Source organism: Peterkaempfera bronchialis (assembly GCF_003258605.2).
Taxonomy (GTDB): domain Bacteria; phylum Actinomycetota; class Actinomycetes; order Streptomycetales; family Streptomycetaceae; genus Peterkaempfera; species Peterkaempfera bronchialis.
The window spans coordinates 4,857,385-4,881,274 of the sequence record NZ_CP031264.1 but is presented as its reverse complement, the minus strand read 5'-3'; the positions used below and the strand labels follow the sequence as shown (position 1 = coordinate 4,881,274).

Here is a 23,890-nt window from a genome sequence, read left to right as displayed (position 1 = left end):
CGGATCCAGCGCAGTACCGGGTTGGGCTTCCGGCCGTCGGCTACGGGGAGGGACGGCGGGGCGGTGGCAGTGGGAGTGGCCATCAGACGAGTTCCTCCGTCCCGGCCTTGCGCATGTAGACGGTGACCATCACCAGGATGATCGCCATGAGGATGAACGACATCGCGGCGGCGGTCGGATAGTCGAGTTCGGTGAGGAATTTCGACTGGATCACGTTGCCGATCATCTTGTCGTTGGTGGAGCCGAGCAGTTGGGCGTTGATGTAGTCGCCGGACGCCGGGATGAAGGTGAGCAGGGTGCCGGCGACCACACCGGGCAGCGAGATCGGGAAGGTGACCTTGCGGAAGGTGGTGAAGGGCCGGGCGTAGAGGTCGCCGGCGGCTTCGTGCAGCCGTGGGTCGATCCGCTCCAGGGAGCTGTAGAGCGGCAGGATCATAAAGGGCAGGAAGTTGTAGGTCAGGCCGCAGACCACCGCGAAGGGGGTGGCGAGCAGCCGGTGCCCCTGGGTGAAGTGCAGCGCGTCGGTGACGGCGAGGATGTGCAGCGTGTCCAGGACCCGGACCACATAGCCGCCGTCGGAGAGGATGGTCTTCCAGGCCAGGGTGCGGATCAGGAAGCTGGTGAAGAAGGGCGCGATCACCATGACCAGGATGACGTTGCGCCAGCGGCCGGCCTTGAAGGCGATGGTGTACGCGAGCGGGTAGCCGATCGCCAGGCAGAGCACGGTGGCGATGGCCGCGAAGAAGAAGGACTTGGCGAAGTGCGGCCAGTACTCGGCGACGGCGTCGGCGTAGGTCGCGAAGTGCCAGGTGACCTGGTAGCCCTTCTCCAGCGAGCCGGTCTGCACGGAGGTCGACGCCTGGTAGACGGTGGGCGCGACAAAGAAGACCAGCAGCCAGGCGATCCCGGGGAGCAGCAGCAGGTAGGGGATGGCGCGGCGGCGCCGGGAGGGGCGGTGGTCGGCGGTGGGCGGTTGGTCCGCCGGGGCCGGTCCGCCGCCTGCGGGCAGCGGGGTGGCGGGGGCAGCGGTGGTCATCAGGCCGCGTCCTCCCCGGTGCCGGCGTCGATGTCCTGCTGGGCGTCGATGCCGAAGGAGTGGGCGGGGTTCCAGTGCAGGACGACCTCGGCGCCGGGGACGAGGCGGGCGTCGCGCTCCATGTTCTGCTCGAAGACGGCGACCTCCTGGCCCCAGGCGGTGCGGACGACGTACTGGGTGGAGACGCCGATGAAGCTGGAGTCGGCGATGGTGCCGGTGAGGCGGTTGCGGCTGTCGGCGACGGTGTCGGCGGTGTCGGCGTGCGCGATGGTGATCTTCTCGGGGCGGATGCCGACCAGGACCTTGGTGCCGTCGGCGGAGGAGCGCGCGGTGGGCATCGCCAGGCGGTGGCCGTGGACGGTGAGCAGCAGGTCGCCGTCCTGCTTGCCGGTGACGTCGGCGGTGAGCAGGTTGGACTGGCCGAGGAAGTTGGCGACGAAGGTGGAGCAGGGGTTCTCGTAGAGCTCGGCGGGGGCGCCGAGCTGCTCGACCCGGCCGGCGTTCATCACGGCGATGGTGTCGGCCATGGTCATGGCCTCTTCCTGGTCGTGCGTGACATGGACGAAGGTGATGCCGACCTCGGTCTGGATGCGCTTGAGCTCCAGCTGCATCTGGCGGCGGAGCTTGAGGTCGAGGGCGCCGAGGGGTTCGTCCAGGAGGAGGACCCGGGGGTGGTTGATCAGGGCGCGGGCGACGGCGACGCGCTGCTGCTGGCCGCCGGAGAGCTGGTGCGGCTTGCGGCGGGCGTACGGGCCGAGTTCGACCAGTTCGAGCATGTCCTCGACCTGCTTGCGCACCGACTTGATGCCGCGGCGGCGCAGGCCGAAGGCGACGTTCTCGTAGATGTCGAGGTGCGGGAAGAGGGCGTAGTTCTGGAAGACGGTGTTGACCGGCCGTTTGTACGGCGGCAGGTGGGTGACGTCCTGGTCGCCGAGGAGGACGGCGCCGGTGGTGGGCTCCTCCAGGCCGGCGATCATCCGCAGGGTGGTGGTCTTGCCGCAGCCGGACGCGCCGAGCAGGGCGAAGAACGATCCGGCGGGGATGGTCAGGTCGAGCGGCTGGACGGCGGTGAAGTCGCCGAAGACCTTGCTGATGCCGGTGAGGCGGACGTCCTGGCCGGCGCCGCCGGTGGTCTGCTCTGTCATGTTCTCTCGCTGTCCCTGTAGGGCTGGGGGGGCGGACGGCTGGTCAGGCGCCGATGAGCTTGGCGAACTTGGCCTCGTAGGCCGTCTCCTCGGCCTCGGAGAGTGCCCGGAAGGGGTGTCCCTTGGTGACCATGTTCTGGTCGGGCACGATCAGCGGGTTGGCGGCGGCTTCCTTGTCGATCTTCTCCAGCTCCTCCTTGGTGCCGATCACGGGCGGCACAAAGGTGATCCCGGCGGCGAGTTCGGCCGCGATCTTGGGCTGGTAGTACCAGTCGATGAGCGCCTCGGCGTTGCGCAGGTGCCTGGACTTGCGCGGCACCATCATGTTGTCGGTCGAGGTGATGTAGCCGGCCTCGGGGATGACGTACTCGATGTCCGGGTTGTCGATCCGCATCTGGACCAGGTCGCCGCCCCAGGCCGCACAGGCGGCGATGTCGCCCTTGGCCAGCTCGTCGCCGTAGTCGTTGCCGGTGAAGCGGCGTATCTGGCCGCTGTCGGCGCCCTTCTGGAGGCGGGCGAGGGCGGCGTCGAAGTCGTCCGTGGTGAAGGACTCGGGCCGCTTGCCCATGTCGAGCAGGGTGAGGCCGATGGAGTCGCGCATCTCGGAGAGGAAGGTGACCCGTCCCTTGAGGGAGGGGTCGGTGAGCAGCTGGGTGACGCTGGTGACAGGCTTGCCGCCGGTGGCCTTGCGGTTGTACGCGATCATGGTGGTGACGCCGGCCCAGGGGTAGCTGTAGCCGCGGCCGGGGTCCCAGTCGGGGCTGCGGAAGCGCTGCTCCAGGTTGGCGAAGGCGTGCGGGAGGCGCGAGGGGTCGAGCTTCTCGGCCCAGCCGAGGCGGATGATGCGGGCCGCCATCCAGTCGGTGAGGATCATCAGGTCGTAGCCGGTGTTCTGGCCGGCGGCGAGCTGCGGCCGGATCTTGCCGAAGAACTCGACGTTGTCGTTGATGCCCTCGGTGTACTTCACCTGGATGCCGGTGGCCTTGGTGAAGGCGTCGAGGGTGGGGCGGCGGCCCTTGTCCTTCTCATCGACGTCGATGTACAGCGGCCAGTTGGCGAAGTTGACGACCTTCTCCTTGGCGGAGTCGTCCTCGGTGCCGGAGGAGGCTCCGGTGTTGCCCTGGGCAGCCGGGATGCCGCAGGCGGTGAGGGTCCCGGCGGCGAGCGCGCCGAGTCCTGCGGCGCGGAGCAGCGACCGGCGGGTGAGGGCGGCCCGCCCCTGGGTCAGGCTGCGTTCCCAAGCCTTGCGAACCGGCTCGGACAGTCCTTCGTGCAGCTCCATGTGGTGCAGCCCTCCCGGGTGCGGTCTGGGTGGGCCGGCCGCCGTCGCGGGGCGGCCGGCCCGGGTGGTTATCTGTCTCCGAAGATGGTGCGGTGCCAGTCCTTGCGGACGACCGCGGTGGTGTCGTACATGACGTGCTTGACCTGGGTGTACTCGTCCAGGGAGTACTGCGACATGTCCTTGCCGTAGCCGGAGGACTTGTAGCCGCCGTGCGGCATCTCGCTGATGATCGGGATGTGGTCGTTGATCCAGACGCAGCCGGCCTGGAGGTCGCGGGTGGCGCGCAGCGAGCGGTGGACGTCGCGGGTCCAGGCCGAGGCGGCGAGCCCGTACGGGGTGTCATTGGCCAGCCGCAGGCCCTCGTCGTCGCTGTCGAACGGGAGGACCACCAGGACCGGGCCGAAGATCTCGCTCTGCACCACCTCGGCGTCCTGGCCGACGCCGGTGATCAGGGTGGGCCGGTAGTAGGCGCCGGGGCGCAGGTCGGTGCCGTCGTGGCCGGTCTCGGGGGCCTCGCCGCCGGTGACGATCACGGCTCCGGCGGCGCGGGCCCGGTCCACGAAGCCGGCGACGCGGTCGCGCTGGGTGTGCGAGACCAGCGGGCCGAGGTCGGTCTGCGGGTGGTACGGGTTGCCGAGGCGGACCTGCCCGTAGAGCTCGGCGACGCCGGCCACGAAGGCGTCGTACAGCGGCCGCTGCACATAGGCGCGGGTGGCGGCGGTGCAGTCCTGGCCGCTGTTGATCAGGGAGGCGGCGACGGCGCCGTGCACGGCGGCGTCCAGGTCGGCGTCGTCAAAGACGACGAAGGGGGCCTTGCCGCCGAGTTCCAGGTGGGTGCGCTTGACGGTGCGGGTGGCCAGCTCGGCGACCCGCTTGCCGACGCCGGTGGAGCCGGTGAAGGAGACCATGGCCACGCCGGGGTGGGAGACCAGGTGCTCGCCGGCGGTGCGGCCGGCGCCGGTGACGATGTTGACGACGCCGTCGGGGATGCCCGCGTCGGTGCATGCCTGGGCGAACATCAGCGAGGTCAGCGGGGTGAGCTCGGCGGGCTTGAGCACGATGGTGTTGCCGGCTGCGATGGCCGGAAGGATCTTCCAGGCGGCCATCTGCAACGGGTAGTTCCACGGCGCGATGGAGCCGACCACGCCCACGGCCTCGCGGCGGACGTAGGAGGTGTGGTCGCCGGAGTACTCGCCGGCGGCCTTGCCCTCCAGATTGCGGGCGGCGCCGGCGAAGAAGGCGGCGTTGTCGACGGTGCCGGGCACGTCGAACTCGGTGGAGAGCTTGATCGGCTTGCCGGTCTGGGCGCTCTCCACGGCGGCGAGGTCGCCGGCGCGCTCGGCGAGGAGGGCGGAGAGCCGGGAGAGCGCCTCGGAGCGGGCGCCGGGGGTGGCGCCCGACCACTCGGGGAGGGCCTGCCGGGCGGCGGCGACGGCGGCGTCGACGTCCTCGGCGGAGGCCAGGCGCACCCGCTGCACCAGCGAGCCGTCGGCCGGGTCGACGACGTCGAACTCCTCCTCGGCGGTGCCCTCGCGCAGCTCTCCGGCGATGTACTGGGCCCCCGGGAACTTCGGGGTCCCCGCCGCGAGGCGAGTGCCGACAGCTGTCCGGTCCATGTGTCTGTCCTCCATGCGCGTGTCCCGCGCCCCGGTGGGCGGCTGGGGAGGCCGCCCGAGTGTCACCGGCCCTGCCGGGCCCTTGCGCCGCTGCGCCGATGGATCGGCGTGTAGCAGCCCGCGCCTTGTCTGTAGTGTCGAACGCCGGGATTGCGCGATCCTCGCAGAGCCCGGCCGATGCGGCAAGGGATTCCGTTGTTGCCATTGGGTAAATCGACGGAATCTGCGACTGATCACGGTTGCCACCACTGTCGACCCCGTGACCATGCCGTCTACGGCGTGAAAGGGACAACTATCACTCTGACAGGTGAAGCGCCATCGCACTTACACCTTGCGAATGCCGCCGCGAGGCAACAGGTCGTCGCGGAGATGCATGATTCCCCTGACACCCTGCTCCAGGAGGCAAGCCGTTGTTCCCCACCGTCGCCCATGTGCTGGACCTGGACGTCGTCCGCCGAGGACTGCCGGTGGTGCTGGCCGGGCGTGACCGGCTGGAACGTCCGGTCCGCTGGGTACATGTCAGCGAACTGCCGGATGTCGCCGGTCTGCTCCAGGGCGGGGAGCTGGTGCTCACCACCGGCATCGCGCTGCCCGAGGACCGCGACGGCCTGGCCCGCTATGTGCGGGAACTGGCCGAGGTCGGTGCGGCGGGGCTGGTGGTGGAGTTCGGGCGCCGGTACTTCGACACTCTGCCGCGCGCCCTGGTGTACGCCGCCGAGCAGCGCGGCCTGCCGCTGATCGCGCTCCGCCGCGAGCTGCGCTTTGTCGCGGTGACCGAGGCGGTGCACGCCCTGGTGGTCAATGCGCAGCTGGAGGAGTTGCGGGCGTCGGAGGCGGTGCACCAGACGTTCAACGAGCTGGCCGTGGAGGGCGCGGAGCCTGCGGAGGTGGTCCGCCAGGTGGCGCTGATGTCGGGCCTGCCGGTGGTGCTGGAGAACCTCGCCCACCAGGTGCTCGCGTACGACACCGCCGGCGGAGAGGCCGAGGAGCTGCTGGAGGGGTGGGAGCAGCGCTCGCGCGGGGTGCGGCCGGCCGGGCGTACCGGCCATGACCCGAGGACCGGCTGGCTGGTCACCACGGTGGGGGCGCGCGGCCATGACTGGGGGCGGCTGGTCCTGGTCGGGGAGCCCGGCCCGGCGCCGGAGGCCCAGATGGCACAGGGGGCGGAGGCGGCACAGGGGGCGGGGGCGGAAGCGGGCACGGCGGTCCCGCACCGGCATGCGATGCTGCTGGAGCGCGGCGCCTCCACGCTGGCCCTCAACCGGCTGCTGGTGCGCGACCGGGAGAGCCTGGAGCGGCAGACCCACCGCACCCTGCTGTCGGGCATCCTCACCCATGCCCTGACGGTCTCCGAGGTCTCCCTGCGGGCCACCGCGCTCGGCGTGCCACTTGAGGGGCGGCGGCTGGTCGGCGTGGTGCTGCGGCGGCGGTACGGGGCGGCCACGGCGGCGCTGGAGGCCCAGGCCCGGCTGCGGGACTTCGCGGAGACCGCCGCCGCGGCGGTCAAGGAGCGCCGGATGACCGCGCTGGTCGGCGCACTGGACGACGAGAGCGTCGGCCTGCTGGTGGCGCTGGGGCCGCATGACGACGAGCATGCCTCGCTGGAGGGCTTCACCGCGGCGCTGCGCCGGCTGGTCGGGCAGGGCGCGGGGGCAGGGCAGGGGGCGGCCCCGGAGCCGGTGGTGGCCGTCGGCTCCTCGGTGGGATCGGTGCGGGACGCCCGGCGCACCCTGCTGGAGGCCACCCAGGTCGCGGACTCCGCCGTCCATGTCGCCGCCCCGGGGGCGCGCGGCGCTTCGTACTACCGGCTGCCGGATGTGCGGCTGCGCGGCCTGCTGCACCTGCTGCGGGACGACGCCCGGTTGCAGACGTATGTGGAGCGGGAGCTGGGGCCGCTGCTGGCGTATGACGCGGAGCACTCCACCCAGCTGGTGCGGATGCTGCGGGTCTACCTGGAGCAGGGGCGCAACAAGTCGGCGGCGGCGGATGCCGCGCACCTCTCCCGGCCGTCGTTCTACGACCGGCTGCACAAGGTCGAGCGGGTGCTGGGGGTCGACCTGGACCAGGTGGAGTCCTGCCTGTCGCTCCATGTGGCGCTGCTGGCGCTGGACGCGGTACGGCGGTAGCGGCGGGACAGGGGGCGCTGTGCGGGGCCTTACAGGCCGACGATCTTGTCCCAGGTGCGGTGGAACTCCGGGCGCTCCTCGGCGGTGATGTCACGCATCACATGCAGCCGCCTGCGCAGCTCGGCGGTGGGGAAGATCAGCGGGTCGTCGGCCAGCTCGGCGGTCTCCTCGTCGTCGCTGTCGGCGAGCACGGCCTGCGCGGCGGGCACCGGGCAGAGGTAGTTGACCCAGGCGGCCAGCTCGGCGGCGACCTCGGGCCGGTAGTAGTAGTCGATCAGCCGCTCGGCGTTGCGCTTGTGCTCGGCGCGGTTGGGGATCATCAGGCTCTCCGACCACAGCTCGCCGCCCTCCTCCGGGACCACGAACTCGATGTCGGGGTTGTCCGCCTGGAGCTGGATCACATCCCCCGAGTACGCCTGGCAGGCCAGCACGTCCCCGGTGGTGAGGTCCTTGGTGTAGTCGTTGCCGGTGAACCGGCGGATGTGCCGGGTGTCCACCATCTTCTGGAGGTGCGCCACCACGCGGTGGTAGTCGTCGGCGGTGAAGCGGGCGATGTCGCTCCCCTGGGCGAGCAGCAGCAGCGCGAGCGCCTCGTCCATGCCGGAGAAGAGGGTGACCCGGCCCTTGAGGTCGGCTGCCCACAGGTCGGCGCTGCTCTTCAGCTCCCGGCCGAGCTTCTTCCGGTTGTAGGCGATGCCGGTGATACCGGACTGCCAGGGCACGCTGTGGGCGCGCTCCGGGTCGAAGGCGGGGTGGCGCAGCTGCGGGTCGAGGTTCTTGACGACATGCGGCAGGTTGGCCTTGTCCAGCGTCTGGACCCAGCCGAGGGCGACATAGCGGGAGGCCATCCAGTCGCTGATGACGACGAGGTCGCGCTCCGGGTCCTGGCCGTTCATCAGCGCCGGGCTGATCTTGCCGAAGAACTCGTCGTTGTCGTTGATCTCCTCGGTGTAGGCGACCTTGATGCCCGTCTCCTTGCTGAAGGCGTCGAGCGTGGGCCGCTTGTTCGGGTTCTCGTCGTCGACGTCGATGTAGAGCGTCCAGTTGGAGAAGCGCAGCAGCCGGTCGCGGGCCGAGCGGTCGGCGGCGGAGCGCCGGTCCTCGGCGACGTAGGCGGACGGCACGCCGCAGCCGGCCAGGGCGGCACCGCCCAGCAGTCCGGCGGCTCCGGCGCCGGCCGTGCGGAGCACGGTGCGGCGGCTCGGGGCGGGGGTGGCGGCGGGCCGGGCGGTACGGCGCATGAGTTCTGGCTCCTGGGAGGGGCGGGGGGACCGGCGGGGGGAGGAGGGAGGATCGGAGGGAGGATCGCAGCATGTCCGGGCGGGGCCCGACCGGGCAACTCCCAGGGCGTCGTCGGCAGGCCGCCTCGGCTGACACTCTGTAGGCCGGGGCCTGCGGACGGGTGGGCCCGTGGGCTGACCCGGCGCCGGGGCCGTGGGTACAGTTCGGCAGCAGCCGAGCGAGAGTGGCGGCGGCTCGGAGCCGCCGCGGCACAGCAACACCCAGACACCGACAGGCCAGACACCGACAGGACAGGGACGGCGGGGCACGTGGACGACATCGACCGGGCGATCCTCAAGGAGTTGCAGAGTGACGGCCGCATCGCCTACGCGGACCTCGGCCCCAAGGTGGGCCTCTCCGCCTCGGCGGCCCGGCAGCGGTTGCAGCGGCTGCTGGACTCCAAGATGGTGCAGGTCGTCGGGGTCACCGACCCGATGGCGATGGGCCGGCAGTCGATGGCGCTGCTGGGCATCTCGGTCGACGGCGACCCCCGGGCGGTCGCGGACGAGCTGGCGGGGTGCGAGGAGGTCGTCTACATGGTGCTGACCGCCGGTCCGTACGACCTCTTCGCCGAGGTGGTGTGCCGTCAGCCCGCCGACCTGCTGGACCTGGTCAATGACGTGGTGCGGCCGATCGAGGGCGTGACCGGGGTGGAGACCTTCCCGTACTTCTCCATCCACACCCACCGCTTTCTGTGGGACGTGGGCTGAGCCGGGGTGTGCGGCGGCCCCGGAAGGCACTGCCTTCCGGGGCCGCTCACATCGCGTGGCGCCGGATCGCCGGGTGGGTCAGATCGCCGACATCACGTGCTTGACGCGGGTGTAGTCCTCGAAGCCGTAGGCGGAGAGGTCCTTGCCGTAGCCGGACTTCTTGAAGCCGCCGTGCGGCATCTCGGCGACCAGCGGGATGTGGGTGTTGATCCAGACGCAGCCGAAGTCGAGCACCTTGGACATCCGCATGGCGCGGGCGTGGTCCTTGGTCCACACCGAGGAGGCGAGCGCGTAGTCCACGCCGTTGGCGTAGGCGACGGCCTGCTCCTCGTCGGTGAACTTCTGCACGGTGATGACCGGGCCGAAGACCTCATTCTGGATGATCTCGTCGTCCTGGCGCAGCCCGGAGACCACGGTGGGGGCGAAGAAGTAGCCCCGGTCGCCGACCCGCTTGCCGCCGGCCTCGACCTTGGCGTGCTCGGGCAGCCGCTCGATGAAGCCGCTGACCTGCTTCAGCTGGTTGGCGTTGTTGAGCGGACCGTAGAGCACGTCCTCCTCGTCGATGCCGCCGGTCTTGGTCTCGGCGGCGGCCTTGGCGAGGGCGGCCACGAACTCGTCGTGCACCGACTCGTGCACCAGCACCCGGGTGGCGGCGGTGCAGTCCTGGCCGGCGTTGAAGAAGCCGGCCACCGAGATGCCCTCGACGGCGGCCGGGATGTCGGCGTCCTCGAAGACCACGACCGGGGCCTTGCCGCCGAGCTCCAGGTGGACCCGCTTGAGGTCCTTGGAGGCGCTCTCGGCGACCTGCATGCCGGCCCGTACGGAGCCGGTGATGGAGGCCATGGCGGGGGTCTTGTGCTCCACCATCAGGCGGCCGGTGTCGCGGTCGCCGCAGATGACGTTGAAGACGCCCTTGGGCAGGACCTCGCCCATGATCTCGGCGAGCAGCACGGTGGAGGCCGGGGTGGTGTCGGACGGCTTGAGCACCACGGTGTTGCCGGCCGCGATGGCGGGCGCGAACTTCCAGACCGCCATCATCATCGGGTAGTTCCACGGCGCCACCTGGGCGCAGACGCCCACCGGCTCACGGCGGACGAAGGAGGTCAGGCCCTCCATGTACTCACCGGCCGACTTGCCCTCCAGCAGGCGGGCCGCACCGGCGAAGAACCGGATCTGGTCCACCATCGGCGGGATCTCCTCGGAGCGGGTGAGCTCCCGGGGCTTGCCGGTGTTGCGACACTCGGCCTCGATCAGCTCCTCGGCCCGGGCCTCGATCGCGTCGGCGATCTTGAGCAGCGCCAGCTGGCGGGCGGCGGGAGTGGTGTCGCGCCAGGTCGTGAACGCCTCGGCGGCGGCGGCCATGGCGGCGTCGACGTCGGCCTCGCCGGAGAGCGGGGAGGTGGCGTACGCCTCGCCGGTGGTGGGGTCGATCACCTGGAGGGTGCGGCCGTCCACCGCGTCGACGAACTCACCGTTGATGTAGTTGCGCAGCGCGCGAAGATCGCTCACGGACCTCTCCTCGAATCCTGCATTCGGGTCGCCGGGTGGCCGCACCGGGCGATGCACGGTGCACTGAAGTATGTACGGATTGCGGACAGGCAGTCCTGCTGCCCGTACATATGGCCCAGCCTAGCGCTGGAGGCGACGGTATCGACATACCTCCGCAGCCACAACGATGGAATCAGTGATGATCCGGAACATCTGCAACGGATTCCCTTGCTAATGGGCGATCAATCGTGCAGAGTGGTGGCCGTGGCCAACCGCGACCGGAACGGCAGCGTTCCCCTCGACTCCGTATCGAAGGCGATCATCGAGCAGTTGCAGGAGGACGGGCGCCGCCCCTACGCCGCCATAGGCAAGGCCGTCGGCCTGTCCGAGGCAGCGGTGCGGCAGCGCGTCCAGAAGCTGCTCGACCAGGGCGTGATGCAGATCGTCGCCGTCACCGACCCCCTCACGGTCGGCTTCACCCGGCAGGCGATGGTCGGGATCACCATCGAAGGGGACATCGACCCCGTCGCCGACGCACTGGCCGCACTGGACGAGGTGGACTACGTCGTCGCCACCGCAGGCTCGTTCGACCTGCTCGCCGAGCTGGTCTGCGAGGACGACGAGCATCTCCTCGAACTGATCAACAAGCGCATCCGCGCCCTTCCCGGGGTGCGGAGCACCGAGAGCTTCGTCTACCTGAAGCTCCGGAAACAGACCTACACCTGGGGCACCAGATGACCGCGAACCCGGCCCAAAAGGACCTGTCGAAGTCTGCCTACGACCATCTGTGGATGCACTTCACCCGGATGTCGTCGTACGAGAACGCTCCCGTCCCGACCATCGTCCGGGGCGAGGGCACCTACGTCTACGACGCCGAGGGCCGCAAGTACCTCGACGGCCTCGCCGGCCTGTTCGTGGTGCAGGCCGGCCACGGACGGCGGGAGCTGGCCGAGGTCGCCGCCAAGCAGGCCGCCGAGCTCGCCTTCTTCCCCGTGTGGAGCTACGCCCACCCGAAGGCGATCGAGCTGGCCGAGCGGCTGGCGAACTACGCGCCGGGCGACCTGAACAAGGTCTTCTTCTCCACCGGCGGCGGCGAGGCGGTCGAGACCGCCTGGAAGCTCGCCAAGCAGTACTTCAAGCTGACCGGCAAGCCGACCAAGTACAAGGTCATCTCGCGCGCCGTCGCCTACCACGGCACCCCGCAGGGCGCCCTCTCCATCACTGGCCTGCCGGGCCTGAAGGCCCCGTTCGAGCCGCTGGTGCCGGGCACCCACAAGGCCCCCAACACCAACATCTACCGCGCCCCGATCCACGGCGACGACCCGGAGGCCTTCGGCCGCTGGGCCGCCGACCAGATCGAGCAGCAGATCCTCTTCGAGGGCCCGGAGACCGTCGCCGCCGTCTTCCTGGAGCCGGTGCAGAACGCCGGCGGCTGCTTCCCGCCGCCGCCCGGGTACTTCCAGCGGGTCCGCGAAATCTGCGACCGCCACGATGTGCTGCTCGTCTCGGACGAGGTCATCTGCGCCTTCGGCCGGCTGGGCACCATGTTCGGCGCCGACAAGTTCGGCTACCAGCCCGACATGATCACCTGCGCCAAGGGCATGACCTCGGGCTACTCCCCGATCGGCGCCACGATCATCTCGGACCGCCTCGCCGAGCCGTTCTACAAGGGCGACAACACCTTCCTGCACGGCTACACCTTCGGCGGCCACCCGGTCTCCGCGGCGGTGGCGCTGGCCAACCTCGACATCTTCGAGCGCGAGGGCCTCAACCAGCATGTGCTCGACAACGAGCACAAGTTCCTGTCGACCCTCCAGCGGCTGCACGACCTGCCGATCGTCGGCGACGTGCGCGGCAACGGGTTCTTCTACGGCATCGAGCTGGTGAAGGACAAGGCCACCAAGGAGTCCTTCAACGACGACGAGGTCGAGCGCGTCCTGTACGGCCACGTCTCCAAGAAGCTCTACGAGAACGGCCTGTACTGCCGCGCCGACGACCGTGGCGACCCGGTGATCCAGCTGGCCCCGCCGCTGATCGCCGACCAGTCGACCTTCGACGAGATCGAGCAGATCCTGCGGGCCACCCTCACCGAGGCGTGGACCAAGATCTGATCCGCAGGATCGGACGAGGACCTTCTGTCCCACCCTCCGCCCAGGGGCGGTTCCCGGCAATGGGAACCGCCCTTTGGCGCATCCATGCGGTCCTATATGTCTGATTGGATGTACTTCGCACCGTGTGCCGCGACCTCTTCGTGTCCTTGTCGTTCTAATCTGACATCCGACACCTAGAGCCGGAGGTTCTCTTGACAGCGGCCCCGCCGGACAACGACATGCTCCGGGCGTGCGGCGTGGTGAAGTCCCACGACGGCACCCCCGCACTGCGCGGCGTCTCGCTCGGGGTGCGCCAGGGCGAGGTCCTGGCGGTCACCGGCCCCCGAGGATCCGGGAAGACCACCCTGCTGGGGTGCCTCGGCGGTCTGCTGCCGGTGGACGACGGCGAGGTCTGGTTCGACGACATCCCCGTCCACTCCCTCCCCCGGGCGGCCCGCGAGCGGCTGCGCCTGGAGAACTTCGGCTGGGTCGGCTCCGAGCCCCAGCTGCTGCCCGAACTCACCGCCAGGGAGAATGTCGCCCTGCCGCTGCTGCTGGCCGGCGCCGGCCACCGGGCCGCCACCACGGCGGCCTACGAGTGGCTGGAGCGCCTGGACGTCGCCGACTGCGCCCGCAGCCGCCCCGCCGAGCTGATCCAGTCCCAGCGGCAGCGGATCGCCGTCGCCCGCGCCCTGGCGCCGCAGCCCCGGGTGGTCCTCGCCGACGACCCCACCGCGCCGCTCCACCGCGAGGCCCAGGAGCAGGTGCTGCGGATACTCACCACGGCCGCCCGCTCGCATGACCTCACCCTGGTACTGGCGCTGCACGAACCCGAGCAGGCCAAGCACGCCGACCGCGTCGTGGCGCTGCTGGACGGGCACCTCCCGGCTCCGGTCGCCACACCCGTGGCCGCCGCCGTGACGGCCGCCGCCACCCCCGCCTGACGTACCGCCGCACCGTCGCACACCCGACGCACCGTCACGCACCGGCACGCACCGCGCCTGACGCACCGTCGCCCACCCGACCGCCCGACCGCCCACCCGGGCGGTCGGACCTGGAAGGAAGCCGTCCACCGGTGTTCTACCTCCGCCTGGCCCGGGGCTACCGGGTCCTCGACCTCGGTCGCTGGATCCTCACCGCAGCCGTCTCCGCAGCCGCCGCAGCGCTGCTGCTCCGGGCCCTCGGCCGCGCCCTGGTCGACCCGCCCGGTACCGCCGCCGCGGTCTCGGCCGCCCGGCTCGGCTGGTGCCTGCCACCGCTCGCGGTGATCGGCTGGCTCTCCGCCGCCTGCGCCCGCGCCCTGCCGGGGCAGCGGCCCGAGCGCATCGCCGGTCTGACCGCCGCCGGTGCCGGACCCGTCCGCATCCGGCTGCTGGTGGCCGGTGAGACCGCCCTGGCCTGCACGGCGGGCAGCCTGCTGGCGCTGCTCGGCTTCCTGGTACTGCGCAATGACATCGCCGGGGCCACCCTCGCCCCCGAGGTGGGCATGGGCACCGGGCTCCCCACCGCCGCACCGCTCACCCTGCTGCTGCTGGTACCGCTGATGGGCGCGGCGGCCGCCGCCGGGGCCGTACCGGCCCGCGACACCCTGCCCGGGCGGCCCACCGAACCGGCCGTACGCCCGCTCGGGCCGCTCCGCACCGTCGTGGCACTGGCCGCCGTGGTGGTCGGGGTCGCCATCGAGCTCTACGGCCTGCACAGCGGTGCCCGCCCGCTGCGGGTGGCGGCCGGGCTGGGCACCACCACCGCCGTCGCGGCCTGCGGTTGGGCGCTGGCGCTGCTGGGACTGGCGCTCACCGTGCCGCTGAAGCTCTCGCTGGCGGGCCGGCTGCTGGTCGCACGGCACCCCCGGGCCGCCCGGCTGCTGGCCGGCCGGGGTCTGGAGGCCGAGGCCCTGCGGCTCGGGACGCCCCTGGGGCTGCTGTCGCTCACCCTCGCCGCCGTGGCCGCCGCCGGGGTGCGCTGGGCGACCGGCAGCGGACCGGGTGGGCCGCTGCCGGTGGTCGAGGCCGTGCTGATCGGCCTCTGCGCGGTGGCCGCAGTCGGCGTGACGCTGATCGAGACCCGCACCGTCCGCCGCCCGCTGCTCGCCGCCGTACGCCGCCTGGGCGCCCCCGCCGGCCTGCTGCGCAGCGCGGCCCTGCTGCGGGCCGCCGCCGCGAGCGCCGTGGTGCTGGTCACCGCGACCGCAGCGGCCGGGCTGACGGCGCTGGCACTGAGCCGCTGAGCCGCTGGGCCGCTGGGCCGCTGGGCCGCTGGGCCGCTGGGCCGCTGACAGGCGGCGTACCGCCGTGGGTCAGCCGGCGGCGGCGAGCTGGCCGCAGGCGCCGTCGATCTCCTGGCCACGGGTGTCGCGGACGGTGACCGGAACGCCGTGGGCCTCCAGCCGGCGGACGAACTCGCGCTCGTCCTCGGGACGGGAGGCGGTCCACTTGGAGCCGGGCGTGGGGTTCAGCGGGATCAGGTTGACGTGCACCCGGTGGTTCTTCAGCTTGCGGCCGAGCAGGTCGGCACGCCACGCCTGGTCGTTGATGTCCTTGATCAGCGCGTACTCGATGGAGACCCGGCGGTTGGACTTCTCCGCGTAGGTCCAGGCGGCGTCCAGCACCTCGGACACCTTCCAGCGGGTGTTCACCGGGACCAGGGTGTCGCGCAGCTCGTCGTCGGGGGCGTGCAGCGACAGCGCCAGCCGTACGCTCAGGCCCTCGTCGGCCAGCCGGTGCATCGCCGGGACCAGGCCGACGGTGGAGACGGTGATACCGCGCTGGGAGAGGCCAAAGCCGTCGGGCGCGGGGTCGGTGAGCCGGCGGATGGCGGCCAGCACCCGGTTGTAGTTGGCCAGCGGCTCGCCCATGCCCATGAAGACCACGTTGTTGAGCCGCGTCGGCCCGCCGGGGGTGCTCTCCGGCGCTTCCGCAGGCCCGCCGAGGGCTCCGGCCCGGAGGTCGCGCATGCCTGCGGCGATCTGCTCCACGATCTCGGCGGTGGAGAGGTTGCGGGTCAGCCCGGCCTGGCCGGTGGCGCAGAAGGGGCAGTTCATACCGCAGCCGGCCTGGGAGCTGATGCACATGGTCACCCGGTCCGGGTAGCGCATCAGCACCGACTCCACCAGGGTGCCGTCGAAGAGCTTCCAGAGCGTCTTGCGAGTGGTGTCGCCGTCGCAGGAGACATGCCGCACCACGGACATCAGGTCCGGCAGCAGCGCCTCGGCCAGCCGGTCGCGGGAGGCCGCGGGGATGTCGGTCCACTCGGCGGGGTCGGCGGAGAGCCGCCCGAAGTAGTGGCGGGACAGCTGGTTGGCGCGGAACGGCTTCTCCCCCAGCTCGGCCACCGCCTCCCGGCGGTCGGCGGCGCTGAGGTCGGCGAGGTGGCGCGGCGGCTTGGCACCGCGCGGCGCGGCAAAGGTGAGTTCTCCGGGTGCAGGCATGGTTCCCCCAGTGTCTCAGATGCGCGCGCATGCCCGGGCCGGGCCCGGAGACGGCGGCGGCCCCGGGCCGGTCGCCGGGGCCGCCGTGGACGTACGGGGTGCTACGGGAAGGGTGTCAGGCTCCGACGAAGGCGGCGAAGAGCAGCCAGCTGACCGGGGCGGTGGGCAGCAGGGAGTCCAGCCGGTCCATGATGCCGCCGTGGCCGGGGAGCAGGGTGCCCATGTCCTTGATCCCCAGATCCCGCTTGATCATGGACTCGGCCAGGTCGCCCAGGGTGGCGACGACCGCAGCGCAGCCGCCGAGCACCAGGCCCTGCCACCAGGCACCGCCCTCGATCATCAGCTGCATGCCCAGCGCACCGGCCACCATGGAGAGCGCGACGCCGCCCGCCAGACCCTCGCGGGTCTTGCCGGGGCTGATCCGGGGCGCCAGCTTGTGGCGGCCGAACTTGAAGCCCACCGCATAGGCGCCGGTGTCGCTGCAGACCGTGATCAGCAGAAAGAGCAGCACCCGCCGAGGGCCGTCGTCGGCGTGCAGCATCAGGGCCACAAAGGTGGCCAGGAACGGTACGTAGAAGGCGGTGAAGATGCCTGCGGTGACATCCCGGAGGTAGCCCTCCGGGGCCTCCCGCATCCGCCACACCAGCACCACCAGCGCGGTGAGCGCCAGCGCCGCCGCCGAGCCCTCAGGACCGAACGCATACCCGGCGGCGAGCATCGCCGCGCTGCCCGCGACCAGCGGGATCTGCGGTACCCGGATGTCCTTGCGCTCCGCCAGGCGGCTGGTGAGCTCCCAGACGCCCATGCCGACCGCCGCCATCACCACGACGAGGAAGAGCACCTTGACGAAGAGGAGCGAGGCGACGATGACCGCGCCCAGGCCGACGCCGACCCCTATCGCGGCCGGCAGGTTGCGGCCCGCGCGCGGCTTGCGGGGCTGCTGGTCGTCCGGTGGGGCCACGGGAGTCTCCTGCCCGGGGAGGTGCCCGGCGCCGGGGTCGGTCGGGGACAGGTCCGAGTGGGCCGGCGCCTGGCGGCCGGCCCACTGTCGGTGCGCCGCGACCCCGGCGGCGGGGCGGCCTGGCAGGTCGGGCCCGTCGGGGCCCTGCGGGGAGGTCCCGGAGCCGGGAGATGACCCGCCGGGAGGAGTCGTGGCGTGGTTCATCAGACTTCGAGCAGCTCGGCTTCCTTGTGCTTGAGCAGCTCGTCCACCTGGCCCACATAGCGGGCGGTGACGTCCTCGAGCTCCTTCTCGGCGCGGCGCACCTCGTCCTCGCCGGCCTCGCCGTCCTTGACCAGCTTGTCCAGGGTCTCCTTGGCCTTGCGGCGCACGCTGCGGATGGAGATCTTGGCGTCCTCGCCCTTGTGGCGGGCGACCTTGATGTACTCCCGGCGGCGCTCCTCGGTCAGCTGCGGGAACACCACCCGGATGAGGGAACCGTCATTCGTCGGGTTGACGCCGAGGTCGGAGTCGCGGATGGCGGTCTCGATGGCCCGCAGCGCCGTCTTGTCGAACGGGGTGACGACGGCCATCCGGGGCTCGGGCACCGAGAAGGAGGCGAGCTGGTTGATCGGCGTCGGGGCGCCGTAGTAGTCGGCGGTGATCTTGGCGAACATCGCCGGGTGCGCACGGCCGGTACGGATGGCGGCGAAGTCGTCCTTGGCGACCTGGACCGCCTTCTCCATCTTCTCCTCGGCTTCGAGGAGGGTCTCTTCGATCACAGTCTGCTCCTGTCCGGTTCCCTGCTCGTCCCCTCCCGCGCCCGAATGGCGGGGCCAGGGGTCCGTAACGTCGTAACTCGCCGGGCCGCGTGGCGCGGTCAGGCCCTGCCTGCTTCCCGGCTGATCAGCGTGCCGATCTTCTCACCCCGCACCGCACGGGCGATGTTGCCCTCGGTGAGGAGCTCGAAGACCAGGATCGGCAGGGCGTTGTCCCTGCAGAGCGTGATCGCGGTGGCGTCGGCGACCTTGAGGTCGCGGGTCAGCACCTCGGAGTACTCCAGGGCGTCGAACTTCACCGCGTCCGGGTTGGTCTTGGGGTCGGAGTCGTACACGCCGTCCACCCCGTTCTTACCCATCAGCAGGGCCTCGGCGTGGATCTCCAGCGCCCGCTGGGCGGCGGTGGTGTCGGTGGAGAAGTACGGCATGCCCATACCGGCGCCGAAGATCACCACGCGCCCCTTCTCCAGGTGCCGCACGGCACGCAGCGGAAGGTAGGGCTCGGCGACCTGGCCCATGGTGATGGCGGTCTGCACCCGGGTCTCCACACCCTCCTTGATCAGGAAGTCCTGGAGGGCGAGGCAGTTCATCACCGTGCCGAGCATGCCCATGTAGTCGGAGCGCGCCCGGTCCATGCCACGGACCTGAAGCTCCGCGCCACGGAAGAAGTTGCCGCCGCCGACCACCACGGCGACCTGGGTGCCCGCGCGGACCACCGCCGCGATCTCGCGGGCGATGGCGTGCACCACATCGGGATCGACGCCGAGGCCGCCTCCCCCGGCGAGCGCCTCGCCGGACAGCTTGAGCAGCACGCGGCGGCGTACGCCGTCCTCAGTGGTCTCCCGCCCGGTCATCTGCATGGGACGACTCCTTCTCCAGCACGTACAGATGAGGAGGCCACCGCCGTGGGAACCGGTATGGTCACCTGCACGGCAATGGCCTCCTCGTCGTTCATGGTGTCGAACCCGCTCCCCCAGGGCGTCGGAGGGCTGTTCGACGTGTTCCGCTCTCTACCCTAGGGGTAGATCCCCGGAACGACCTCAGGCTCCGACGCGGAAGCGGGCGAAGCGCTTGAGGGTGACGCCCGCCTCGTCCAGAACCTTCTGGACGGTCTTCTTGTTGTCCTTGGCGAACGCCTGCTCCAGCACGGCGCTCTCCTTGACGAAACCGGTGACGCGGCCCTCGATGATCTTCGGCAGGGCGGCCTCGGGCTTGCCCTCCTCGCGGGCGGTGGCCTCGGCGACGCGGCGCTCGCTCTCCAGCACCTCGGCCGGGATGTCCTCACGGGAGAGGAACTTCGGCGCGAAGGCGGCGATGTGCTGCGCGACGTCCTTGGCGACCTCGGCGTTCTCCTTGTCGAGCTCGACCAGGACGCCGACCTGCGGGGGCAGGTCCGGAGAGGTGCGGTGCATGTAGACGGCGACGTAGCCGTCACCGGCGAACTGCGCGAAGCGGCGGAAGACGATCTTCTCGCCGAGGGAGGCGTTGGCCTCGTCCACAAACTGCTGGACGGTCTTGCCGGGCTCGATCTCGCTGGCCAGCGCGGCGTCGACATCGGCCGGGGCGGCCTTGGCGACATGCGCGGCGATGGCGTTGGCCACCTCGACGAACCGGTCGCCCTTGGCGACGAAGTCCGTCTCGCAGTTCAGCTCGACCAGGACGCCGGAGTTGCCGCCCTCCAGGAGGGAGACGACGGCGCCGTTGGAGGCGTCGCGGCCCTCGCGCTTGGCCACGCCCTTCTGGCCCTTGATGCGCAGGATCTCGACGGCCTTCTCGACGTTGCCCTCGGCCTCGTCCAGCGCCTTCTTGCAGTCCATCATGCCGGCGCCGGTGAGCTCACGGAGCTTCTTGACGTCCGCGGCGGTGAAGTTCGCCATGGTTGTGAATCTCTTCTCGCGTCTCGCGTGTCTGCTGGGGTGGCACCGGGCCGGCGGGGTCGCCACCGCGCCCGGCACAGGTGCGAGGGGTAGGCGGCCGACGCGTGCTGCGGCGGCCGCCGTACCCCTCGACTGCGGAACGTCAGGCCTGCTGCTCGCCCTCGGCGGCCGGAGCCTCGGTGGCCTCGGCGGCCTCGGCAGCGGGGGCCTCGTCGGCCGAAGCCTCGGCAGCGGGGGCCTCGGCAGCGGCCGGCGCCTCGGCGGCCGGAGCCTCGTCGGCCTTCTTCTCGCCCTCCAGGAGCTCGCGCTCCCAGTCGGCCAGCGGCTGGTCGGCGCCCGGCTCGGCCTTGGCGTCACCGGTGGCGGCACCGGAACGGGCGATCAGGCCCTCGGCCACGGCGTCGGCGATCACGCGGGTCAGCAGAGTGACGGAGCGGATGGCGTCGTCGTTGCCCGGGATCTTGTAGTCGACCTCGTCGGGGTCGCAGTTGGTGTCGAGGATGGCGACAACCGGGATGTTGAGCTTCCGGGCCTCGCCGACCGCGATGTGCTCCTTCTTGGTGTCGACCACCCAGACGGCGCTCGGGACGCGCTGCATGTCGCGGATGCCGCCCAGGGTGCGCTCGAGCTTCTCGTGCTCGCGCTGCAGGACGAGCAGCTCCTTCTTGGTGAGGCCGGAGCCCGCGACATCGGTGAAGTCGATCTCCTCAAGCTCCTTCAGGCGCTGGAGGCGCTTGTAGACGGTCGAGAAGTTGGTGAGCATGCCGCCCAGCCAGCGCTGGTTCACGTAGGGCATGCCCACGCGGGTGGCCTGCTCGGCGATGGCCTCCTGGGCCTGCTTCTTGGTGCCGACGAAGAGGACGCTGCCGCCGTGGGCAACGGTCTCCTTGACGAACTCGAAGGCGCGGTCGATGTAGTTCAGCGACTGCAGGAGGTCGATGATGTAGATGCCGTTGCGCTCCGTGAAGATGAAGCGCTTCATCTTCGGGTTCCAACGGCGGGTCTGGTGACCGAAGTGGACGCCGCTCTCCAGCAGCTCCCGCATCGTGACGACGGCCATTGCCGTACTCCTCGGATCGTGCCCCCGTCGCGCCGTGGCGGACGGAGTCAGGCTCGGTTGTCCGCGGCGACCGGGTGGCCACCGCGCCTGACGCCCCGGCCGTGCCTGCCGTGGGGACCGGGTGCAGCGGAGGCTGCGCCACGGCTCATCGGACCGAGCGGCACTCGCACCGTGCTGACGCGGATTGCGAACCGCGTGCTGACGCATCGGTGGCGGGGCGTGCGAAGTCGACCCGGCACGCCGGGTCGCGACAGAAGTGTACGGGACAGGCGGCATGGCAGGCGACACAGCGCCGCGCGGGCCCGGGGACGCCCGGCCCGGTCGGCTGCGCCCCTCCTGCGGGTGACACGTTTATCCACACCCCGCGAGTCGTCCACAGGATGGCGAAGGGCGGTGGCGGGCCGGGGCGGTCGCAGGCACCGTACCGGCCATGACCGGTCCTCGTCCTCTGCTGCTCCCCGGCCGCGTACTCCCCCGCTGCGTGCTCCCCGGCTGCGCCGGACCGCTGCCACCGCCCGTCCCCGACCGGAGGGTGCTGGCCCTGCTCGGCGGGCTGGTGCTCACCTTGGCGCTCTGCCTCGCTCCGCCGCACCGGGCCGCCGAAGCCGCCGGCCGCGACGGGGGTGGGCCCGCACGGGCCTGGCCGCTGGGCGGCCGGATCGCCGTGCTGCGCGGCTTCGATCCGCCGCCGCTGCCCTGGCTACCGGGGCATCGCGGGGTGGACCTGGCCTCGGCAGGGGGTGCCGAGGTGCGGGCGGCGGCGGCCGGGATCGTCGCCTTCGCGGGGAGGGTCGGCGGGCGGGGCGCGGTGACCGTGGTCCACCCCGGGACCGGTGAGCCTCCGCTGCGGACCACCTATCTGCCGGTGGCCGCCGCGCTGCCGGTCGGCGCCCGGGTCGCGGCCGGGGAGACGGTCGGCCGGCTGGAGGCGGGCGGACAGTCGGAGAGGGGCGGACAGTCTGAGGCGGACGGACAGCCTCGGGCGGACGGGCCGCCTGAGACAGGCGGGTCGGCCGGCGGTGGCCACTGCCGGACGCCCTGCCTGCACTGGGGACTGCTGCGCGGCCGCCGCTACCTGGACCCGCTGGCGTTGCTCGGCCTCGGCCGGGTCCGGCTGCTGCCGTCCCATGTGCAGCAGGCGGCACCGGCGGCGTGGCCCCGCCCGGGCGCACCGGCGGCCACACCGTGCAGGGCCAGCTCCACCGCGGCGTCCGCGATCACCTCGGGGTCCTCGGCGGCGCCCAGCTCCTGCCTGCGGGCGGCCGACTCCACCAGCCCCTGGAGCAGCCCGGCGGCGAGCCCCGGCTGCTCATGGCCCAGCTCCCGCAGCGCGGAGACCACCAGCTCGACCAGTCGGCCGTGGGCGGCCCGGATGCGGTCGCGGGCGTCATCGTCCAGTTCGGCGGCCGAGATCGCGGTGACCGCGCGGTGCCGGGGGTCCCCGGCCAGGGCCAGCTGGGTGCGTACATACGCCTCCACCCGGGCCTCGGGGGTCGCTGCCTCGGCCATCGCGGTCTCGATCCGGGCCGACCAGACGGGGAAGTCGGCGGCGAAGAGCTCCTCGACCACCGCACCCCGGGAGCCGAAGTACTCATACACGGAGGACCGCGCCAGACCGGTGCGCGAGGCGAGCGCGGGAAAGGTCAGCGCATCCACGCCGCCTTCGACGAGCAGCGCGCGCGCGGCGGCGAGGAGGGCGGTGCGCTGCATCTCGCGGTGCGCGGCCAGGTTGGCCGCTCGGATCTTTGGCACCTGTCCACTGTACGGAGGCAGCGGCGGTGCGTCCCAGGGCGGCACGGGAACAGGCCCGCTGCGGCTACCTGGCGTCGGAGAGCTTGGCGCGCAGTTGCAGCACTGCCTTGGTGTGGATCTGGCTCACCCGGCTCTCGGTGACCCCGAGCACCTGGCCGATCTCGGCGAGGGTGAGGCCCTCGTAGTAGTACAGGGTCACCACCGTCTTCTCCCGGTCCGGCAGGGTGTTGACCGCACGGGCGAGCAGCCGGCGCAGCTCCCGGTCCTCGGCCACCTCCACGGGGTCGTCCGCAGCGGTGTCCACCAGGGTGTCCAGCAGGCTGAGCCCGTCGCCGCCCTCGCCCACCGGGTGCAGCAACTCGTCCAAAGCAGCCACATTGGCCAGCGACAACTGGCTGAAAATGGCGTGCAGCTCCTCCACCGGGATGCCCATCTCGGCGGCCACCTCGGGTTCATGGGGGGTGCGCCGCAGCCGGGTCTCCAGGGTCGCGTACGCGCGCTCCACCGCCCGCGCCTTCTGCCGCACCGAGCGGGGGATCCAGTCCAGCGCCCGCAACTCGTCGATGATGGCACCACGGATGCGGCTGATCGCATAGGTCTCGAACTTGATGGCGCGGTCGAGATCGAACTTCTCGATGGCGTCGATCAGCCCGAAAACGCCCGAGGAGACGAAGTCCGCCTGCTCGACATTGGCCGGCAGGCCCACCCCGACCCGCCCGGCCACGTACTTGACCAGCGGTGAGTAGTGCAGGATCAGCTGCTCCCGCAGGCGGCCGTCGCCGGTCGACTTATAGGAGCGCCACAGCTGGTCGAGTGCCGGGCGCTCGGCGGCCGCACCGCCGCGCCGGGCGCCGGGCGGCCTCGGAGGCTCGGACGAGGCCGTCGGCGGCGGAGCGGCTGCCTCCACGGCCGGAGCCGGGGCGGCGCTCTGCCCGCTGAGCCCGGACCGGGCGGGTCCGGCGCCTCCGGCCGCAGCTGCCGCCCCCGCCACCGCCGAGTGGATCTCGGGGGCAGGCCCCGGCCCAGCAGCCGAAGCCGTCAGGGCTCTGTCGCCGCCGGTCGCTCTCCGCCGGGGAATGTGTGTGGGCATGCGTCCTTGTGCGCCGTTCTGCCGAGTCGTGTGTCCGTATGGAAGTCGTGGCGAGCGTAGCGTGATCGGACGAGTGCTGAGAGCTACCCACTCCTGTCCATCCCTCGATCTGGTGGTGGGTATGCGCAGGTCGGGCGGGTGCGCCGGGGGCTGCGGGAGCCGTGTGGCGCCTCCGCCAGGATTCCCCCCAC

General features: G+C 71.5%; 19 protein-coding genes and 2 pseudogenes. 7 read left to right on the top strand and 14 right to left on the bottom strand.

Going from position 1 to position 23,890, the window contains the following annotated elements:
- Positions 1–82 precede the first annotated feature (82 nt).
- From C7M71_RS21780 to C7M71_RS21765, 4 genes are all read right to left on the bottom strand, one after another.
- On the bottom strand, positions 83–1,036 hold the full coding sequence (locus C7M71_RS21780; RefSeq protein ID WP_111492272.1) for an ABC transporter permease: 954 nt from the start codon (positions 1,034–1,036) through the stop codon (positions 83–85).
- Entirely contained in the window at positions 1,036–2,181 is a 1,146-nt protein-coding gene (locus C7M71_RS21775; protein WP_111492273.1) for an ABC transporter ATP-binding protein, read from the bottom strand. The genes C7M71_RS21780 and C7M71_RS21775 overlap by 1 nt, the downstream gene beginning before the upstream one ends.
- A 43-nt stretch (positions 2,182–2,224) precedes the next feature.
- Entirely contained in the window at positions 2,225–3,463 is a 1,239-nt protein-coding gene (locus tag C7M71_RS21770) for a polyamine ABC transporter substrate-binding protein (RefSeq protein ID WP_111492274.1), read from the bottom strand.
- Between the two features lie 68 nt (positions 3,464–3,531).
- On the bottom strand, positions 3,532–5,079 hold the full coding sequence (locus C7M71_RS21765) for a gamma-aminobutyraldehyde dehydrogenase (protein ID WP_111492275.1): 1,548 nt from the start codon (positions 5,077–5,079) through the stop codon (positions 3,532–3,534).
- A gap of 410 nt (positions 5,080–5,489) precedes the next feature.
- On the opposite strand from C7M71_RS21765, the gene C7M71_RS32715 reads away from it, so the two are divergent.
- The gene (locus tag C7M71_RS32715) at positions 5,490–7,205 is read left to right on the top strand and encodes a PucR family transcriptional regulator (RefSeq protein ID WP_111492276.1); all 1,716 of its coding nucleotides are present in this window, start codon (positions 5,490–5,492) and stop codon (positions 7,203–7,205) included.
- A 29-nt stretch (positions 7,206–7,234) separates the two neighbouring features.
- On the opposite strand, the gene C7M71_RS21755 is transcribed toward C7M71_RS32715, so the two are convergent.
- Positions 7,235–8,446, bottom strand: coding sequence for a polyamine ABC transporter substrate-binding protein (locus tag C7M71_RS21755; RefSeq protein WP_114914483.1), 1,212 nt, complete (start codon positions 8,444–8,446; stop codon positions 7,235–7,237).
- Positions 8,447–8,755: 309 nt separating this feature from the next.
- Here C7M71_RS21755 and C7M71_RS21750 point away from each other — a divergent pair, with 309 nt between their 5' ends.
- Positions 8,756–9,196, top strand: a complete 441-nt coding sequence (locus tag C7M71_RS21750; RefSeq protein WP_111494332.1) for an Lrp/AsnC family transcriptional regulator — start codon at positions 8,756–8,758, stop codon at positions 9,194–9,196.
- A gap of 78 nt (positions 9,197–9,274) precedes the next feature.
- Here C7M71_RS21750 and C7M71_RS21745 read toward each other — a convergent pair whose 3' ends face one another.
- Positions 9,275–10,705 (bottom strand): gamma-aminobutyraldehyde dehydrogenase, encoded by a 1,431-nt coding sequence (locus C7M71_RS21745; protein WP_111494330.1) that lies wholly within the window; start codon positions 10,703–10,705, stop codon positions 9,275–9,277.
- 213 nt (positions 10,706–10,918) lie between these two features.
- On the opposite strand from C7M71_RS21745, the gene C7M71_RS21740 reads away from it, so the two are divergent.
- The 4 genes from C7M71_RS21740 (at position 10,919) to C7M71_RS21725 (ending at position 15,001) form a co-directional block, all read left to right on the top strand.
- Positions 10,919–11,422 carry an Lrp/AsnC family transcriptional regulator gene (locus tag C7M71_RS21740; protein ID WP_175607719.1) on the top strand — a complete coding sequence of 168 codons (504 nt, stop codon included), beginning with the start codon at positions 10,919–10,921 and terminating at the stop codon, positions 11,420–11,422.
- Positions 11,419–12,795: an aspartate aminotransferase family protein gene (locus tag C7M71_RS21735; protein WP_111494328.1), complete on the top strand. Its 1,377-nt coding sequence runs from the start codon at positions 11,419–11,421 to the stop codon at positions 12,793–12,795. The genes C7M71_RS21740 and C7M71_RS21735 overlap by 4 nt, the downstream gene beginning before the upstream one ends.
- A 218-nt stretch (positions 12,796–13,013) precedes the next feature.
- Positions 13,014–13,718, top strand: a complete 705-nt coding sequence (locus tag C7M71_RS21730; RefSeq protein ID WP_111494334.1) for an ABC transporter ATP-binding protein — start codon at positions 13,014–13,016, stop codon at positions 13,716–13,718.
- Between the two features lie 131 nt (positions 13,719–13,849).
- Positions 13,850–15,001 carry a hypothetical protein gene (locus tag C7M71_RS21725; protein ID WP_114914482.1) on the top strand — a complete coding sequence of 384 codons (1,152 nt, stop codon included), beginning with the start codon at positions 13,850–13,852 and terminating at the stop codon, positions 14,999–15,001.
- 69 nt (positions 15,002–15,070) lie between these two features.
- Here C7M71_RS21725 and rlmN read toward each other — a convergent pair whose 3' ends face one another.
- From rlmN to rpsB, 6 genes are all read right to left on the bottom strand, one after another.
- Positions 15,071–16,201 carry a 23S rRNA (adenine(2503)-C(2))-methyltransferase RlmN gene (rlmN, locus tag C7M71_RS21720; protein ID WP_111492973.1) on the bottom strand — a complete coding sequence of 377 codons (1,131 nt, stop codon included), beginning with the start codon at positions 16,199–16,201 and terminating at the stop codon, positions 15,071–15,073.
- Positions 16,202–16,316: 115 nt separating this feature from the next.
- On the bottom strand, positions 16,317–17,366 hold the full coding sequence (locus C7M71_RS21715; protein WP_111492972.1) for a phosphatidate cytidylyltransferase: 1,050 nt from the start codon (positions 17,364–17,366) through the stop codon (positions 16,317–16,319).
- On the bottom strand, positions 17,366–17,923 hold the full coding sequence (frr, locus tag C7M71_RS21710) for a ribosome recycling factor (RefSeq protein ID WP_111492971.1): 558 nt from the start codon (positions 17,921–17,923) through the stop codon (positions 17,366–17,368). The genes C7M71_RS21715 and frr overlap by 1 nt, the downstream gene beginning before the upstream one ends.
- 98 nt (positions 17,924–18,021) lie before the next feature.
- Positions 18,022–18,780, bottom strand: a complete 759-nt coding sequence (gene pyrH, locus C7M71_RS21705; protein ID WP_407675930.1) for a UMP kinase — start codon at positions 18,778–18,780, stop codon at positions 18,022–18,024.
- A gap of 180 nt (positions 18,781–18,960) precedes the next feature.
- Positions 18,961–19,797 (bottom strand): translation elongation factor Ts, encoded by an 837-nt coding sequence (gene tsf / locus C7M71_RS21700; RefSeq protein ID WP_111492970.1) that lies wholly within the window; start codon positions 19,795–19,797, stop codon positions 18,961–18,963.
- Between the two features lie 142 nt (positions 19,798–19,939).
- On the bottom strand, positions 19,940–20,857 hold the full coding sequence (gene rpsB / locus C7M71_RS21695; protein ID WP_111492969.1) for a 30S ribosomal protein S2: 918 nt from the start codon (positions 20,855–20,857) through the stop codon (positions 19,940–19,942).
- A 430-nt stretch (positions 20,858–21,287) separates the two neighbouring features.
- On the opposite strand from rpsB, the pseudogene C7M71_RS32965 reads away from it, so the two are divergent.
- A pseudogene (locus tag C7M71_RS32965) lies at positions 21,288–21,743 on the top strand (M23 family peptidase); the annotation flags it as partial.
- Between the two features lie 293 nt (positions 21,744–22,036).
- Here C7M71_RS32965 and C7M71_RS21685 read toward each other — a convergent pair.
- Positions 22,037–22,585, bottom strand: a pseudogene (locus C7M71_RS21685) (TetR/AcrR family transcriptional regulator); the annotation flags it as partial.
- Between the two features lie 88 nt (positions 22,586–22,673).
- On the bottom strand, positions 22,674–23,699 hold the full coding sequence (gene whiG, locus C7M71_RS21680; RefSeq protein WP_322975184.1) for an RNA polymerase sigma factor WhiG: 1,026 nt from the start codon (positions 23,697–23,699) through the stop codon (positions 22,674–22,676).
- Positions 23,700–23,890: the final 191 nt, after the last annotated feature.